Origin of the sequence: Inquilinus sp. CA228, from assembly GCF_052078665.1 — a bacterium.
Taxonomy (GTDB): Bacteria; Pseudomonadota; Alphaproteobacteria; order DSM-16000; family Inquilinaceae; genus Inquilinus.
In genome coordinates this window covers 40,946-56,009 of the sequence record NZ_JBQJIK010000032.1, presented here as the reverse complement: position 1 = coordinate 56,009, position 15,064 = coordinate 40,946, and the positions used below count along the sequence as shown (strand labels likewise).

13 protein-coding genes and 1 pseudogene are annotated in these 15,064 nt (G+C 69.6%); 9 read left to right on the top strand and 5 right to left on the bottom strand.

Annotated elements, in window-relative coordinates; genetic code table 11:
* Positions 1-42: 42 nt before the first annotated feature.
* Both ACTOWL_RS17520 and pseH read left to right on the top strand, forming a co-directional pair.
* Positions 43-2,079 carry an elongation factor G gene (locus tag ACTOWL_RS17520; protein ID WP_441322541.1) on the top strand — a complete coding sequence of 679 codons (2,037 nt, stop codon included), beginning with the start codon at positions 43-45 and terminating at the stop codon, positions 2,077-2,079.
* Between the two features lie 98 nt (positions 2,080-2,177).
* Positions 2,178-2,732, top strand: coding sequence for a UDP-4-amino-4,6-dideoxy-N-acetyl-beta-L-altrosamine N-acetyltransferase (gene pseH, locus ACTOWL_RS17515; RefSeq protein WP_441322540.1), 555 nt, complete (start codon positions 2,178-2,180; stop codon positions 2,730-2,732).
* A gap of 5 nt (positions 2,733-2,737) precedes the next feature.
* Here the strand turns inward: pseH and ACTOWL_RS17510 are convergent, their stop codons facing one another.
* Positions 2,738-3,484 (bottom strand): hypothetical protein, encoded by a 747-nt coding sequence (locus tag ACTOWL_RS17510; RefSeq protein WP_441322539.1) that lies wholly within the window; start codon positions 3,482-3,484, stop codon positions 2,738-2,740.
* A gap of 224 nt (positions 3,485-3,708) precedes the next feature.
* Between ACTOWL_RS17510 and ACTOWL_RS17505 the strand changes: the two genes are divergently transcribed.
* Positions 3,709-5,214, top strand: coding sequence for a S10 family peptidase (locus ACTOWL_RS17505; protein WP_441322538.1), 1,506 nt, complete (start codon positions 3,709-3,711; stop codon positions 5,212-5,214).
* On the opposite strand, the gene ACTOWL_RS17500 is transcribed toward ACTOWL_RS17505, so the two are convergent.
* A complete protein-coding gene (locus ACTOWL_RS17500; protein ID WP_441322537.1) occupies positions 5,211-6,206 on the bottom strand; it encodes a serine hydrolase domain-containing protein in 996 nt (331 codons plus the stop codon). The two genes, ACTOWL_RS17505 and ACTOWL_RS17500, sit on opposite strands and share 4 nt — an antisense overlap.
* 306 nt (positions 6,207-6,512) lie before the next feature.
* On the opposite strand from ACTOWL_RS17500, the gene ACTOWL_RS17495 reads away from it, so the two are divergent.
* The 6 genes from ACTOWL_RS17495 to ACTOWL_RS17470 are packed head-to-tail and all read left to right on the top strand — an operon-like array spanning position 6,513 to position 12,343.
* Complete coding sequence (locus tag ACTOWL_RS17495) at positions 6,513-7,376, top strand: hypothetical protein (protein ID WP_441322536.1); 864 nt, start codon at positions 6,513-6,515, stop codon at positions 7,374-7,376.
* Positions 7,377-7,418: 42 nt separating this feature from the next.
* Positions 7,419-8,000, top strand: a complete 582-nt coding sequence (locus ACTOWL_RS17490; RefSeq protein ID WP_441322535.1) for a helix-turn-helix domain-containing protein — start codon at positions 7,419-7,421, stop codon at positions 7,998-8,000.
* Positions 8,001-8,008: 8 nt separating this feature from the next.
* On the top strand, positions 8,009-8,554 hold the full coding sequence (locus ACTOWL_RS17485) for a GNAT family N-acetyltransferase (protein ID WP_441322534.1): 546 nt from the start codon (positions 8,009-8,011) through the stop codon (positions 8,552-8,554).
* 58 nt (positions 8,555-8,612) lie between these two features.
* On the top strand, positions 8,613-11,726 hold the full coding sequence (locus tag ACTOWL_RS17480) for an intermembrane phospholipid transport protein YdbH family protein (RefSeq protein ID WP_441322533.1): 3,114 nt from the start codon (positions 8,613-8,615) through the stop codon (positions 11,724-11,726).
* A gap of 14 nt (positions 11,727-11,740) precedes the next feature.
* Positions 11,741-11,932: a YnbE family lipoprotein gene (locus ACTOWL_RS17475; RefSeq protein ID WP_441322532.1), complete on the top strand. Its 192-nt coding sequence runs from the start codon at positions 11,741-11,743 to the stop codon at positions 11,930-11,932.
* A 54-nt stretch (positions 11,933-11,986) separates the two neighbouring features.
* Entirely contained in the window at positions 11,987-12,343 is a 357-nt protein-coding gene (locus ACTOWL_RS17470) for a hypothetical protein (protein ID WP_441322531.1), read from the top strand.
* 155 nt (positions 12,344-12,498) lie between these two features.
* Here ACTOWL_RS17470 and plsY read toward each other — a convergent pair whose 3' ends face one another.
* The 3 genes and pseudogenes from plsY to ACTOWL_RS17455 all read right to left on the bottom strand — a co-directional run bounded on the left by plsY (position 12,499) and on the right by ACTOWL_RS17455 (position 14,955).
* On the bottom strand, positions 12,499-13,185 hold the full coding sequence (gene plsY / locus ACTOWL_RS17465) for a glycerol-3-phosphate 1-O-acyltransferase PlsY (RefSeq protein ID WP_441322530.1): 687 nt from the start codon (positions 13,183-13,185) through the stop codon (positions 12,499-12,501).
* A gap of 303 nt (positions 13,186-13,488) precedes the next feature.
* Positions 13,489-13,620, bottom strand: a pseudogene (locus ACTOWL_RS17460) (SRPBCC domain-containing protein); the annotation flags it as partial.
* A 168-nt stretch (positions 13,621-13,788) separates the two neighbouring features.
* The gene (locus ACTOWL_RS17455) at positions 13,789-14,955 is read right to left on the bottom strand and encodes a porin (protein ID WP_441322529.1); all 1,167 of its coding nucleotides are present in this window, start codon (positions 14,953-14,955) and stop codon (positions 13,789-13,791) included.
* Positions 14,956-15,064 lie beyond the last annotated feature (109 nt).

The following is a 15,064-nucleotide window of genomic DNA, read 5'->3' as shown; positions in this document are numbered from 1 at the left end:
TCCCGGTCGGCATGGCGGGCCCGTGCACAAGGGAGGATGCGCATGCCGCAGGAACGCCCTGCCCCCAGATTCCGTAGCGCGGCCCTGGTCGGGCCGTATTCGAGCGGCAAGACCACGCTGATGGAGGCGCTGCTGCACAGCGCCGGCGCGATCCCGCGCAAGGGCAGCGTGGCCCAGGGCAACACCGTGGGCGACGCCTCGCCCGAATCCCGCGCCCGGCAGATGACGATCGAGCCGAACCTGGCCTCCTGCCGCTATCTCGACGAGGACTGGACCCTGATCGACTGCTCCGGCTCGGTCGAGTTGGCGCAGGACGCCATGGCCGCGCTGATGATCACCGATATCGCCGTGGTGGTGGCCGAGGCCGATCCGGACCGCGCCGTGATCCTGGCGCCGCTGCTGCGCTTCCTGGACGAGCACGAGATCCCGCACATCCTGTTCATCAACAAGATGGACCGGTCCGGCATCCGCATGCGCGACCTGCTGGCCGCCCTGCAGCAGGTCTCGGCCCGCCCCTTGCTGCTGCGTGAAGTGCCGATCCGCGACGGCGACAGCGTCTCCGGCTATGTCGACCTGGTCAGCGGCCGCGCCTACAAATGGCGCGAGAACCAGTCCTCCGACCTGATCGAGGCGCCGGGCGACATCAAGCCGCGCCAGGACGAGGCGCGCCAGACCCTGCTCGAATCCCTGGCCGATTTCGACGACGCGCTGCTGGAGCAGCTGCTCGAGGACAAGATCCCGGCGCCGAAGGAGATCTACACCCAGCTCACCCGCGACCTGCAGCAGGACCTGATCGTGCCGGTGTTCTTCGGCTCGGCCGAGCACGGCAACGGCGTCACCCGGCTGTGGAAGGCGCTGCGCCACGAGGCCCCCGCGCATGAGGCGGCGGCCACCCGGCTCGGCTACGACGCCCATGGCGGCTTCGCCGCCACCGTGTTCAAGACCCAGCACCAGCCGCACACCGGCAAGCTCAGCCTGGCGCGGCTGTGGAGCGGCCGGCTGGCCGACAACAGCAATCTCGGCAGCCGCCGCATCTCCGGCGTGTACCGGCTGAAGGGCGGCGAGAACCAGAAGCTGGCCGAGGCCTGGGCCGGCGAGATCGTCGGCATCGCCCGGCTCGACGACCTCGCCACCGGCCAGACGCTGCGCGCCGACGGCACCGCCGAGGCGACCTGGAACTGGCCGAAGCCGGCGGAGCCGGTGCACGCCGTGGCGCTGTCGCTGTCGGACCGCAAGGACGACGTCAAGCTGACCACCTCGCTGGCCAAGCTGTGCGAGGAGGACACGGCGCTGTCGGTGCATCACATCGACGCGACCGGCGAGCTGACCCTGGCCGGGCAGGGCGACATCCAGCTGCAGATCGCGGTCGAGCGGCTGAAGAGCCGGTTCAACGTTTCGGTGACCACGGTGCCGACCCGCACCGCCTATCGCGAGACGATCCGGCGGCCGACCAGGCAGCATTCCCGCTTCAAGCGCCAGACCGGCGGCCACGGCCAGTTCGCCGACATCCAGGTCGAGATCCGGCCGATGCCGCGCGGCGCCGGCTTCGTGTTCGAGAACAAGGTGGTCGGCGGCGCCGTGCCGAAGAACTACATCCCGGCGGTGGAGGCGGGGTCGCGCGAAGCCATGGTCCGGGGCCCGCTGGGCTTTCCGGTGGTCGACCTCGCCGTGGCCCTGACCGACGGCCAGCACCATTCGGTCGACAGCTCCGACCAGGCCTTCCGCACCGTGGCGCAGATGGCGATGTCCGAGGGGCTGGCGAATTGCGACCCGGTGCTGCTGGAGCCGATCCAGGCGGTGACCATCGCGGTGCCGGCGGAATACACCGCCAAGGTGCACGCCATCGTCTCCAGCCGGCGCGGCCAGATCCTCGGTATGACCGCGCGCGAGGGCTGGACCGGCTGGGACCTGATCGACTGCCAGCTGCCGGAATCGGAGATGCATGGCCTTGCGGTCGAGCTGCGCTCGGTCACGCTCGGCGTCGGCAGCTTCACCGCCCGCTTCGACCATCTGCAGGAGCTGATGGGCCGGATCGCCGAGCAGGTGGTGGAGGAACGCCGGCGGGCTTTGGCGGCGTAGGCTGGGACGGTCGGTCCGATCACTCGCCGCGGCCCCTGGCAGCGGCGAGTGGCCCAGCCTATCACAGCACGAAAGACGACGATCGGGGGATCACAGGAATGCTGAGCCTGAGGCGGGTCGAGCCGAGGGATTCCGACCGGCTGTTCACCTGGCGGAACCTGCCGCATGTCGCGGTCCACCAGTACACCGACCACGTCATCACGCGACCGGAGCACGATGCCTGGTTCGCCCGCGCCATCGCCGATCCGCGCCGGGTCTACTGGATCATCCTCGATGCCGGTGAGCCGATCGGCTTGGCCAACCTGGTCGATATCGACCAGCAGAACAGCAAGTGCGCCTGGGCCTTCTACCTCGGCGCCAGCGACCTGCGCGGCAAGGGCATCGGCAGTTGGGTCGAGCTCAAGGTGCTGGACCATGTCTTCCTCGAGCTGAAGCTGAACAAGCTGTGCTGCGAGGTGTTGACCAGCAATCCGGGCGTGGTGCGGATGCACAGGCGCTTCGGCTTCCAGGAGGAGGGGCTGCTGCGCCAGCATGTGCGCAAGGGCGGCCAGTTCCTCGACGCCCATCTGCTGGGCCTGCTGCGCGACGACTATCTGCCGCAGCGCGACGCCCTGGTGACGATGCTGCGCGAGCGCGGGGTGCAGACCGAGTAGGCCGCCTACCGGGCCTGCGCCGTGGCCCCGTAGCCCGCGGCGGAATCCACGATCACCAGCATGTTGCCGGCCAGCGGCGTCGGGGTGCGGTCGGGGCGCAGCACCGCATCGTAGCGCGGGTCGGACTTCGCCGCCGCCTCATAGTCGACATCGAGGATGCCGTTGCGGTCGAGGAAGACGTTCATCGGGCCCGGGACGCGGATGCATCCCTTGGAGGCCGGGCGGCCAAGGCGCTGCTCGAGATAATCCGGGTCGGTTGCGTGCACCAGCAGCCGGATGGTCGATTCCCGGCCCTCCGCCTCCCAGCCCCGCTCGGCGGTCTGCCAGCCGAAATCCCACACCCGCATGCCCGCCAGGCCGAGGCCGCGGATGCCGTTCGCGTTGAAGGTGCCTTCGGCGCGCCAGTCGAGGATCTCGTCCGTGTGCAGGAACACACCGGTCGGCGAGATGAAATAGCCGTTCCGCCCCTCCTGCCCGGTCGAGACCTTGACGCCGCCGAGGCTCTGCCAGCCGCCGGAGGGCTGCGCCAGCAGGATGCGCATCTCCTGGACGGCGGGGTTGCGATCGACCACCACCACCAGCTGCGGGCGACGGATGGCGTGGCCGCGGGCCTTGATCTCGGTCTGCGCCAGGGCCGCCCATCTCTGTTCGCCGTCGGGCGCGTCCGTGATCCCGCCGGGCACATCCCGTGCCAGCGCTGCTTGCAGGCGGGCAACCTCGCCGGCTGTTCCGCTGGACGCAGCTTCGGGCATCGTAGAGCTTGGGGGAGGCGGCCGATCGCATCCCGAGATCAGGAGCAGGGCGGCGGCAAGCAGGAAACGCGCGGACATCGGGTCTGCACAATCGCAATGGCAGAGAACAAGAAGCGTCCGATTATCTTTGTTCCGCTCATGTATTTATAACAGGGATTGTGCGGAATTTCATCGGGATATTGAGGGTGGTAAAGTCGGATGAATGTCTAGCCGGACGGGTGACCATGCTGCGCCGGATTTCGTTCCGATCGTTCCTCGCCGGGCTGGTCGTCCTGCTGCTGGCCGCCGCCGCCCAGGCGCAGCCGTCGGAGGGCGGTGCTGCGGGCCGTGCCGCCCCCGCCGGCGGCGTGCTGGCGCTGCTGCCGGAAGATTCGGTCACCCAACACACTGTGACGGCCGGCGGCCGGACGATGGCCACCACCGCCACCGCCGGGACAATTCCCCTGTTCGACCAGACGGGCAAGCGCTCGGCCGCGGTCTTCTACACCGCCTATGTCCTCGACGATGCCCCGGCCGAGACCCGCCCGGTCACCTTCGTGTTCAATGGCGGGCCCGGCGCGGCCTCGGCCTATCTGCAGCTCGGACTGGCGGGGCCGCGGGCGGTCGGGCCCGATTTCGCGCGGGATCCGGCCAGGGCGCGGCTGCACGACAACCCCGACACCTGGCTGGCCTTCACCGATCTGGTCTTCGTCGATCCGGTCGGCGCGGGGTGGAGCCGCGCCGCCGATCCCGACACGGCGAAGGATTTCTGGAGCGAGCGCGCCGACGCCCAGTCGCTGGCCAAGGTCGTCGCGCTGTACCTGGCGCAGAACCGCCGCAGCGTCTCGCCGAAATTCCTGCTGGGCGAGAGCTATGGCGGCTTCCGCAGCGTCAAGCTGGCGCGCGCCCTGCAGCGGGAGCAGGGCGTCCTGGTCAACGGCATCGTCATGGTTTCGCCCTTCGTGGAAGGCCGGCTGATGTTCGGCGCCGGCCGCTTCGCGCTGGTGGCGGCGCTGCGGCTGCCCTCGCTCGCCGCCGCCGCGCTCGACCGCCGCGACGCCTTCACCCCCGAAGCGCTGGCCGCGGCCGAGCGCTTCGCCCTGACCGACTACCTGACGACCCTGGCGGGCCGCCCGCCCGAGGGCGAGGCGGCCGACGCCTTCTATGCCCGCGTGGCCCAGCTGACCGGGGTATCGCCCGACATCGTCGCCCGGTCGCGCGGCTTCATCGGCGACGCCTATCTCGACCAGGCCGGCGCGGACGGGATCGTCAGCGCCTACGACGCCGCCTTCCTGTCGCCCGACCCGTTCCCGGACTCCCCGGCGGATGACGGCTTCGACCCGGTGCTCGACGGCTATACCCAGGCCCTCGGCGGGCTGTTCGTCGGCCATGCGCGCGACGCGCTCGGCTTCAAGACCGTGCTGACCTTCAACCTGCTGAACCGTGACATCGCCGGGCAATGGCGCTGGGAGGCCCGCGGCATCGTCCAGGCCAGCATCGAGCGGGACCTGCGCGAGCTGCTGGCGCTCAACCCCGATCTCGACGTGCTGGTGGCCCATGGCCGCAGCGACATCGTCACGCCCTATTCGGTCAGCCGCTACCTGATCGACCACCTGCCGCTGCTGGGGCGCGAGGGGCGCGTGGCGCTCCGGCTCTACAAGGGCGGCCACATGTTCTATTTCGACGCGTCCGCGCGCACGGCCTTCACCGCCGACGCGGCGGCCTTCTACCGTTCGCAGGAAGCGCCCTAGGGTTGCGCCAGGGCCGGCAGGACATGGCGGTCCAGCACGGTCCGGCCGAGCTGGTCCTGCAGGTCGGGCCGGTCGTAGAGCCCGGCGGTGACCACCACCAGCAGGTCCCGGTCCGGCACCAGGAACAGCCGCTGCCCGCCCCAGCCGATTCCGGCGGCCCAGCGGACCTCCCGGCCGTCGACCAGCGAGCGGCCGAGCCACCACTGGAAGCCGTAGGCGACCTGGTCCTCGACGGCGATCTGCGATGCCGTGGACTGCCCGATCCAACCGGCCGACACGATCGGCTTGCCCTGCCAGGCGCCGCGGTCGAGCACCAGCCGGCCGAGCTTGGCGATGTCGCGCGGCCGCAGCCGCAGGCCGGAGGCTGCGACCGGGTCGCCATTCGGATAGCGCACCCATTCGACATCGACGATGCCGAGCGGCGCGAACAGCACCTCCTGCGCCAGCACGTCGAGCGACCGGCCGGATGCCTGCTTCAGCACGGCGGAGAGCAGGGCGGTCGATCCGCCGCTGTAGGTCCAGCGCTCGCCCGGCGCCGCGGCGAAGGGCTGCTCCAGCACATAGCGGTACGGGTCCGGCGCGTCCGACATCAGCCGCTCGCTGTTGCGCGGGTCGCTGTAGGGCAGGTCCTCGCTCCAGGCCAGCCCGCTCGACATGGTCAGCAGGTGCCGCAGGGTGATGCGGTCGGTCTCGGGCGAGCGCAGATCGGCGTATTGCGGCAGCAGCGCCAGCACCGGCGCGTCGATGTCCTTGATCCAGCCATAGTCGACGGCGATGCCGACCAGCAGCGACGTCACGCTCTTGGTGATCGAGCGCAAATCGTGCTTGGTCTCCGCATCATGCGGGATCTTCCCCAGCGGCTGGCCCCAGCGCTCATCCTCGCCGGCGAAGTAGTGCTCATAGACCAGCCTGCCGTGCCGCACGACCAGCACGGCGTGGGCGTTGCCCTCCGGCCAGGCCTCCAGCGCCGGGCCGAGGGCGCAGAGCTGCACCGGGTCGAAGCCCTCGCCTTCGGGCGAGGCGACGGCCCAGCCGTCGTCCAGCGCCGCCGGCGCGCGGCATTCGGGCAGCGTGTCCGCGGCGGCGGGGGAGGCGAGGAGGGCGATCAGGGGCAGGGCGCGGCAAGCGGCATGGTCGTCTCCGTCTGGCGGGCGGCAGGCCCATCGCCGATCGGTAGCAGGGCCGCTGGCCCGCCATTGTACCGGGATTGCTCGGCCGCCGAATCACCTCCACCCCGCCACGGCTTCGCCGCAGAGCGGGACCGATGATGCCGCGCTGGATATCTCTGGGGAGAGATCATGCGCATTCTGTCGAAGATCCTGATGGCCGGGCTGCTGCTGGCCCTGGCCGCCTGCGTGTCGTCGCGGCCGGCGGTGCAGGAGTTGACGCTGTATCAGGAGCCGGTTTCGCGCCTCGCCGCGCCCGGAGTCGCCGACGGGCTCGTGCCGTTGGAGAGCCAGGGTGCGGCAGCGTCCCAGCCGCGCCGGAGCGAACCCGTCCGGCCGCCGGTTGCGGAGACGGAGCGGCTGGGCACGCGCTGGGGCGAGGAGATCCGGTCGCCGATCCGCTTCGTCAGCCTGACCCGCTTCTGGCCGGACCGGCCGGAGGCGCAGGTGACGATCCGCTATGACGGCCGCCGCAGCGCGGCGATGGGGCCGGTCAGCACGATCCGCAGCCTGCCGGTCGCGGACGGCACCGTCGAATTCTCGGTGCTCGGCGCCAGGGGCACGCCGCTGCGGCTGACGCCGACCAGCGGCGGCGACCTCCGCCTCCAGGGCCGATCCGGCAACCTCTACCGGCTGGCCTTCAGCAACCGGGGGCGGCGGACGGTCGAGGTGGTGGCCACGGTGGATGGGCTCGACGTGCTGAACGGCCGGTCCGGCAGCATCGCCAACCGGGGCTATGTGGTGCGTCCGGGCGATATGCTGGTGATCGAGGGCTTCCGCAAGAGCGAGGACGAGGTCGCGGCCTTCCGCTTCTCCGCACCGGACGACGCCTATGCCGCCAACACGCCGCAGGGCGACCCGCGCAATATCGGCGTGATCGGCGTGGCGCTGTTCACGCTGGACGACCCGGCCAACGAGGTCGTCGCCAACTCGCCCCGGCCGTTCCCGGGCGACGCGCCGCGCGATCCGCGCTTCGCCCCGCCGCCAACGCCGTAACGGCGCTTGCCTGTTTCTCATGATCGGGATAGTTTCCCGATCATGAGAAGTGACCTCGCCAATGAATTGGAGCCGGTGGATGCCCGGCTGGCCGCGCGCCTGGCGGCGCTGCGGGCGGAGCAGGGCTGGTCGCTGGATGCGCTGGCCGAGCGCAGCGGCGTCAGCCGGGCGACGCTGTCGCGGCTGGAGCGCGGCGAGACCAGCCCGACCGCCTCGCTGCTCGGCCGGCTCTGCACCGCCTATGGCCGCACCATGTCCGGCCTGATCGCCGAGGTCGAGACCGACCCGCCGCAGCTGCTGCGCCGGGAAGACCAGCCGGGCTGGACCGATCCCGAAACCGGCTTCCGCCGCCGCAGCGTCTCGCCGCCCGCCACCGGCTTCCGCGGCGAGCTGGTCGAGGGCGTGCTGCCGGCCGACGCCGTCGTCAGCTACGACACGCCGCCGATCCACGGCCTCGAGCAGCATGTCTGGATGCTGGACGGGATGCTGGACCTGATGGTGGACGATGTGGTGCACCGGCTCCGCCCGGGCGATTGCCTGCGCTACCGCCTGTTCGGCCCGACCCGCTTCCACTGCCCCGGCCCGCAGCCGGCCCATTACGTCATCGCCCTGTGCAAGCCATAAGCGCCGCCATGCCCGACACCCCCGGTCCGTCCCCGGTCACCCTGTCGGAGGTCGCCCCCGACGGCCTCGCCGCGCATCTCGACGACCTCGCCGAGGTGCTGCAGGCCTGCGTGCTGGACGGCGCCAGCGTCGGCTTCGTGCTGCCCTTCACGGTCGCGGCGGCGCGGGAGTTCTGGCTGGGGCTGGAGCCCGCCTTCCGCAGCGGCGACCGGCGGCTGATCGTGGCGCGGCTGGACGGACGCACGGTCGGCACGGTGCAACTGGTGCTCGGCATGCCGGCCAACGGCATTCACCGGGCCGAGATCGCCAAGCTGCTGGTGCATCCGGCCGCGCGGCGCCGCGGCATCGCCCGGGCGCTGATGCTGGCGGGCGAGGATCTGGCGCGCCGGCACGGCCGCACCCTGCTGCTGCTCGACACGCGGCGTGGCGACAGCGGCGAGACGCTCTACGAGAGCCTGGGTTTCCGCCTGTTCGGCATTGTCCCCGGCCATGCCTGTTCTCCGACGGGCGTGCTGGAGGACACCAGCTATATGCTGAAGGATCTCCGGTCTTAGGTTGCCCCGGACCAACCTGCACGCTGCTTTGGCGCTCCGCCTCGGTTAGAGTGGCAGGATGGCGCGCTTCCTTCCCCGTCGCCGCTGGACGATCGGCCTCTCCGCTTTGCTCGCGACCCTGGTCGGGCTCGCGATCGCGGCGCGCGGGGTGTTGCCCGGCTGGGTCGAGGCCGAGGCGATCGCCCGCCTCAGGGCCGAAGGCGTGCCGGTCGAGCGGCTGACCGTGTCCAGCGTCGATCTCGGCTCGGCCGAGATCGGCGGCATCGCCGTGGCGGATGGGCGGATCACGATCGACCGCATCTCCCTCGGCTTCAACCCCTGGACCCTGATCCGCGAGGGCCATCTGTCCTCGATCGCTCTGTCCGGCGTGTCGATCCGGCTCGGCATCGACCGGTCGGGCGCGCTGGACCTGCCGCGGATGGAGGTGCTGGAGGGCGGTGGCGGCGGAGGAGGGCTGGGCGCGATCCCGTTCCAGACCATCTCGGTCAGCGACAGCACGATCGTGATCGACACCCCCTGGGGCCGAATCCGCACCCCGGTCGAGGCCGAAGGTGCGGTCAACGAGCTGGGCCGGCTGGTGTGGAGCGGACGGCTGCGCCCGGCCGGTGCCGGTGCCGCGGCCCAGGCCAAGTTCGACCTGACCAACACCCCCGAGGGCCAGATCTATGGCGGCGTGCAGCTGGAGCAGGCCAGCTTCCGGTCGGACCAGCTGTCGCTGGACGGGGTCACCGGCTGGATCGCCTATGGCGGGGGGCGCGACAGCAGCGGCGAGATCCAGGGCGCGCTGACGGTCGCCGAGGTGGTGCGCGGCACGGCCCGGTTCCGCGATTTCGGCGTGCAGGGCAACGGCACGCTGCAGCGGCTGCAGCAACTGATCATCGGTGCCAAGATCGGCACCGGCGAGGGCAGCTTCGGCCTGCAGCTGCAGGGCGCGAAGCAGGGCGACGGCACCGACCTGGCGGTGCAGGTCGCGGCCAACGACCTGGCGGCGGTGGTGCCGGCCCTGGGCTTCGAGGGCGGGGTGACCGGCAAGGCCAATGTCAACGCCTGGCTGACGCTGCGCACCCCTGGCCTGCCCAGCCTCGACCAGTTGCCGCAGCTGCTGGCCGACGGCTTCATCCGGGTCTCGACCGACGGCGTCCAGGCCGGCAGCGGCGTGGCGCTGCAGACCGGGCAGCTCAGCGCCACCATCGACCTGTCCGGCGGCACGCTGACCCTGGCCGGCAGCCGGCCCTGGAAGGTGGCGGGCCGCTTCGCCTCCGGCAAGCTCGCGGTCGATCTCGACTGGCTGCCCGGCGACGGCGGGCCGCAGCGCCTGGAGTTCAGCCGCGAGGGCGACACCTGGTGGACCCGGCTGGCCGGCGCCACCAAGGGCAATGTCGCCGGCTACGACGTCGCCGGCTCGATCGACGCCGAGCTCGGGCTGAACGATGCCGGCCAGGCCAAGGTCCGGGTGCCGAAGGCGGTGCTGGACCTCGACCCCTTCGAGGCGATCGGCCTGACCATCGACCCCGGCCCGATGACGGCGTCGGGCGAGACCACCGATGGCGGCTGGACGGTGACGCTGTCGGGCAGTTCGGCGATCGGCCTGCCGGGCAAGGCGGGCGGCAACGCCACGGCCCAGGGCACGGTCCGGGTCGACACCGTCGGCCAGCATCTGACGGTGCGGCCGGTGCATGGCGAATGCCTGTCAATGACGGCGCCGGCGCAGGACTTCACGCCGCGGCTGCGCCTGGCCGAGCCGGCGGCGGCGTTGCTGTGCCCGGATGCCGAGGGCCGGCCGCTGCTGGAGACCGACCTCGACAGCGACCGGCCGCCGCTGGTGCGGGCATCGGTGCCGGCCCTGGCGCTGGTCCTCTCGATCGGCGCCGGCGCCAGCGCGACCCGGTTGACCGCGACCACGCCGGTCCTGGCGATCGCGCCGGCCCAGCCCGACGGCAGCTACCGCCTGACCGCGGCGGACGGCAAGCTGGCGCTGCCGGGGCTGTCGGTCGAGGATGTCGACGCCGAGGCCATGGTCGTCCCGGGCGCGCCAGTGCCGATCGACGCCAGCCTGACCGCGGCGCGGCTGGCGATCGAGGGCGACCCGGTGGTGCCGATGAAGGCAGCGCTGCGCAGCCGGCTCGACGCCGCCACCGACACGCTGTCGCTCGAGGCCGAGCTGACCGATCCGGAGGGCCGGGCCCGCGCCGCCGGCACCGGCTCGCACGACCTGACGACCGGCGACGGCGGGCTCGACCTCGTGCTCGATCCGGTGCGGTTCCGCCGCCGCGGGCTGCAGCCGAAGGATGTGGTGCCGGCCCTGGCCGCGCTGCCGCTGGCCTGCATCGACGGCCGGCTGGAGGGCAGCGGGCGGATCGCCTGGGGCAGCGCCGCGGAGACCGCGCTGGATCTGCGGCTGCGCAACGGCGCCTTCCGCACGCCCTGGGGCCGGGCCGAGGCGGCGGCGGCCGAGCTGCGGCTCGACCGGTTCTCGCCGCTGCGGCTGCCGGCCGGGCAGCGGGTCCGGATCGGCCGGTTCGTCCTGGACGGCGAGATGCCGCCCCTGACCGATGTCGACGCCCGCTTCGGCTGGAGCCAGGCCGGCGGCGTCGACCTGCGGCGGCTGGCGCTCGACTGGACCGGGGCGAAGATCGGCGTCGAGGGCGGCTCCGGCCGGCGCCGGCCCTCGGTGCTGAAGATCGAGGGGCTCGACCTGGCCCGCGCCGTAGCCGCGGCCGGGCTGGACGATGTGCGGGCCACCGGCATCGTCGACGGCACCATCCCGTTCCGCCTCGACCGCGACACGATCGTGGTCGAGAACGGCGTGCTGGCGACGCGCGGCCCGGGCGAGATCCGCTATGGCGGCGAGGCGGCGCCGGACGAGATCAAGGCGGCGGCCGCCGCCGACCCGGGCATGGACACGCTGATGACGGCGCTGCGCAACTTCCAGTACCAGTCGCTGCGGGCGACGCTGGACGGCCGCAGCGACGGCGAGGCGAATGTCAGGCTGGCGGTGCGCGGCTCCAACCCCGACCTCTATGGCGGGTTCCCGATCGCGCTCAACGTCAACCTGTCGGGCGAGCTCTACGTCATCGCCCGGCGCAGCCTGGCGCTGGCGCGGATCGGCGACCGCATCCGGGACTATTATGCGGAGCGGCTCAGGCGCCGCACCGCCGAGCCGCCATGCTGAAGGGAAGAGGCCCGATGACCGACCGATCCCGCGCCGCCGGCCTGTGCCTTGCCGCGCTGCTCGGCGCCTGCTCGCCGGTGATCCGGGTCGAGGCGCCGGACAAGCCGATCGAGATCAACCTCAACATCAAGGTCGAGCAGGACGTCAAGGTCCAAGTCGACCGCGAGCTGCAGAAGGTGGTCGGCAAGAACCCGGCGGCGCCGTGAGGCGGGGCCGTGAAAGAGAGTGCCGGAAGGGCGGGAAGCGGAAGTCCCTCTAATATGAAGACCATCGGGATTGGGCTATTGTTCTTAGCCCTGACGGTGTCGGTCGACGCAGCAGAGGCACCGAAGCGTGACCAACCCCAGCGATGCGATATTGGTCCTCTGCACCGGACTTATGGCGGCAGAGGATGGTTGGTTTACAGCTGCCCTGATAAATCAACTTTGATTATTTCGGCTGACAAAGACAATCCTGCAGTCCCGTTTGTCTTCATGTTTTACTATAAAGATAACGCCTATCACCTCTATGGTGAGGGCGCGGGTCAGAAAGAATACACCGCAGCGGCATTCGAGGAACTCAACAAGCTCAATGCGCGCGACATCGCATCTCTGATTGCGGCAACGCAGAAGGAATAGTCCCAATCTACGATCGATGGTCAGCTTCTGGTCGCGTGCGGTCAGGTCCGCTCTCCGGCACTGAGTGCAATCGCCACTATCGGGGCGGGCCAGACTGACTGAGATGGGCCACAAGCAGCCCATGTTGACGATCTCGACAGCCCAGAGTGCACGCACTATATTCGCACTTCCGTTTTTGATTCTGGGCTACTTTGCCCCAGGCGGGGCTCTGTTCCAGACAGTAGCCGCTGAATGTTGGCGCGATGGCGCACAATCACGTAAATGCACCCTGCAATTACCAATAACCGATAGGGCAGCGGTTGCTCCCAGCCGCAGATGAGAGCGATCGCAGTCAACGCCGCTAGCATCGAACCAAGGGAAACAATTCTAAAAATAGCCAAGGCAACGCCAAAAACCATCGCAGCCCCTAAACCTACCGGCCAAGACATCGCCAGCAACACGCCTAACCCCGTCGCAACGGATTTGCCGCCTGCAAAATTCAACCAAATCGAACGGCTATGCCCCAACAACACGGCAAGTCCGGCCAAGCAAACAGCCCAAGGCACCCAGGTTTTCAGATCAAGCGCTGTCGGTGGCGTGACGGACGGCAATGTATAGAACCAAGGATAAAACCAGCGGGCAAAGACGATCGCCCCCACACCTTTCAGCACATCGACCAGGAGCACCACCAACGCAGGCCATTTCCCCAGGGTTCGCAATACGTTCGTTGCCCCAATGGATTTGGAGCCGTGCTCTCGGATATCGATGCCTTTGAGCAGTTTCCCCGCCAGATAGCCCGTGGGCGTAGAACCGAAGAGATAAGCGATCGCCAATCCAACCACGCTCGCTATCCAGAAAACCATGGGCTTTACCTTTGACCGTTATGGGTCCGAAACCGGCCTGCTGGTATCCGCGGCCGGCTTCGCAGTGACCCGCTGCGTCCCTTGGTGGCGCAGGGGAGCACGAACATGTACAGGCCGGTGAACAGCAGCAGGAAAAGCGGCAGCAGCGGTGAGTACAGCACCCATTCGGGAGGCTCCCTCAGCCCCGTGGCGACGACGGTCATCGTGAAGGCGATGGACAGCCAGCGGTGAATCTGCCGGATTTATAGGCTCAAGGAAACCTCCTGTCGAAGACGAGCGGATCGGGAATTTCGGGCGACGGTCTCAATCCTGGCGCGCCAGGACGTGCTCCAGATCGGCTAGGAACTGCTGCCACCCGGCCTTGGCGCCGCCATAGGCCTGCTTCTGGCCGGGTCGGAAGCCCGACTGCTCCATGCGCAGATGCGTTCCCGTGTGCGTCGGGGTGAAGGGCGCGGAGCGCCATCATGATCCTCGAATGAAAATAGGGGATGCGCGGCCGGCAGCGCCGCGCATCCCCATCGACCGGACGCGATCTTCAGCCTAGGAGGGAACGAGACAGTGGCCGTTGGGAGCGGTCCGTCGCGTCCGGATCGACCCGGAACCTCAGAACGCCAGGTTGATGCCGGTCAGCAGGTTGGCGTTCTCGAAATCCTTGCCCTCGCGGAAGTTCTGCTTCTCGTAGATCACTTCGGCATAGGTGTTCAGGCCCGGCGCGAGCGTGTAGGTCAGGTTCACGCCGGCGATGTGGTTGTCCTGCAGGTCCGTGGCTCCGGTGTAGGGCTGCACCAGGCCGTTGTTGCTGCCGGCCCAGGTATAGGCATAGGACACCGAGGTCAGGAACGGACCCCACTGGTAGCTGACGTCGCCGATGACCGTGTCCACCGACTTGCTGGTCAGGTACAGGCTGGAATAGTGGGTCCAGTCCACGCTGGCGGCGATGCCGCCCGACTTGACCCGGCCGCCGAGGGTGTAGGCCTCGAGGTCGTGATGCTCCGGATTGTTGTCGGTGGTGACGCCGTTGCCAGTGGCGGCGGTGGCGGAGATCTTCAGGTCGGTCCCGCCGCCGATATCGCCGTCCCATTGCGCGCCGCCGGTGACGACGTTCTCGTACAGCGTGCTGCTGTCGTTGACCAGGTCGTTGCGGCCGCCGGGGCCGGCATGGGTCGACCCGCCCACGACCGGGGTGAAATCGACGCCGAAGCTGAAGCCGTTGATCGTCGGCGAGGTGTATTTGATGCGCGTGTCGTCGTTCGCCAGGCCGCCGAGATAGGTGGCATCGATCGAGTAGAAGTTGCCGCCGCCCACCGGGAAGTCGCCGTCCAGCAGGTCGCCGAAATCCATGCCGCCGGCGCCGATGGCGCCGGCCAGCTCGTCATGGGCGTAGACATAGCCGAAATCGTCGGCGACGGTCGGCCCGTCACCGAAGGTGATCGTGCCGAAGTCTCCCTTCACATAGACATAGGTGCGGTCGACCAGGACGCCGTCCCGCCGGTTGACCGAGTCGAAGCGGATGCGGCCGCCATATTCCAGGCCGGAATCGGTGACGTTCTTGACGTCGAACTGCATCCGCGCGTTGGTCTGGAAGTCGTAGTCGCGGTCGAAGCTCGAGTGGTCGGTGTCGGAGAGCACCAGCGCGGACTGCGCGGCGATGAATCCGGTGATCTTCAACTGCAGTCCGGACGTCACATTCGCATCGGCTGCCGATGCCGGCATGGCCCCGATCAACGCGGCAGCGGCCAGCGCCGTGCCTCCCAGCAGTACCTGCTTCATTCTGCCTCCCTTCGCCCGCACCGATGCGGGGCGATTCACTCGCGACGCCCGCCTGCCGGCAGAGCTCTGTGTCCTCGAAGGCACAGTCGCGTTGGCTTGATTTGGCCGC

Bases quoted from the DNA above. Each gene is read 5' to 3' on its own strand.
- ACTOWL_RS17520 (WP_441322541.1), top strand. From the start codon at position 43: ATGCCGCAGGAACGCCCTGCCCCCAGATTCCGTAGCGCGGCCCTGGTC.
- pseH (WP_441322540.1), top strand. From the start codon at position 2,178: ATGCTGAGCCTGAGGCGGGTCGAGCCGAGGGATTCCGACCGGCTGTTC.
- ACTOWL_RS17510 (WP_441322539.1), bottom strand. From the start codon at position 3,484: ATGCCCGAAGCTGCGTCCAGCGGAACAGCCGGCGAGGTTGCCCGCCTG.
- ACTOWL_RS17505 (WP_441322538.1), top strand. From the start codon at position 3,709: ATGCTGCGCCGGATTTCGTTCCGATCGTTCCTCGCCGGGCTGGTCGTC.
- ACTOWL_RS17495 (WP_441322536.1), top strand. From the start codon at position 6,513: ATGCGCATTCTGTCGAAGATCCTGATGGCCGGGCTGCTGCTGGCCCTG.
- ACTOWL_RS17490 (WP_441322535.1), top strand. From the start codon at position 7,419: ATGAGAAGTGACCTCGCCAATGAATTGGAGCCGGTGGATGCCCGGCTG.
- ACTOWL_RS17485 (WP_441322534.1), top strand. From the start codon at position 8,009: ATGCCCGACACCCCCGGTCCGTCCCCGGTCACCCTGTCGGAGGTCGCC.
- ACTOWL_RS17480 (WP_441322533.1), top strand. From the start codon at position 8,613: ATGGCGCGCTTCCTTCCCCGTCGCCGCTGGACGATCGGCCTCTCCGCT.
- ACTOWL_RS17475 (WP_441322532.1), top strand. From the start codon at position 11,741: ATGACCGACCGATCCCGCGCCGCCGGCCTGTGCCTTGCCGCGCTGCTC.
- ACTOWL_RS17470 (WP_441322531.1), top strand. From the start codon at position 11,987: ATGAAGACCATCGGGATTGGGCTATTGTTCTTAGCCCTGACGGTGTCG.
- plsY (WP_441322530.1), bottom strand. From the start codon at position 13,185: ATGGTTTTCTGGATAGCGAGCGTGGTTGGATTGGCGATCGCTTATCTC.
- ACTOWL_RS17455 (WP_441322529.1), bottom strand. From the start codon at position 14,955: ATGAAGCAGGTACTGCTGGGAGGCACGGCGCTGGCCGCTGCCGCGTTG.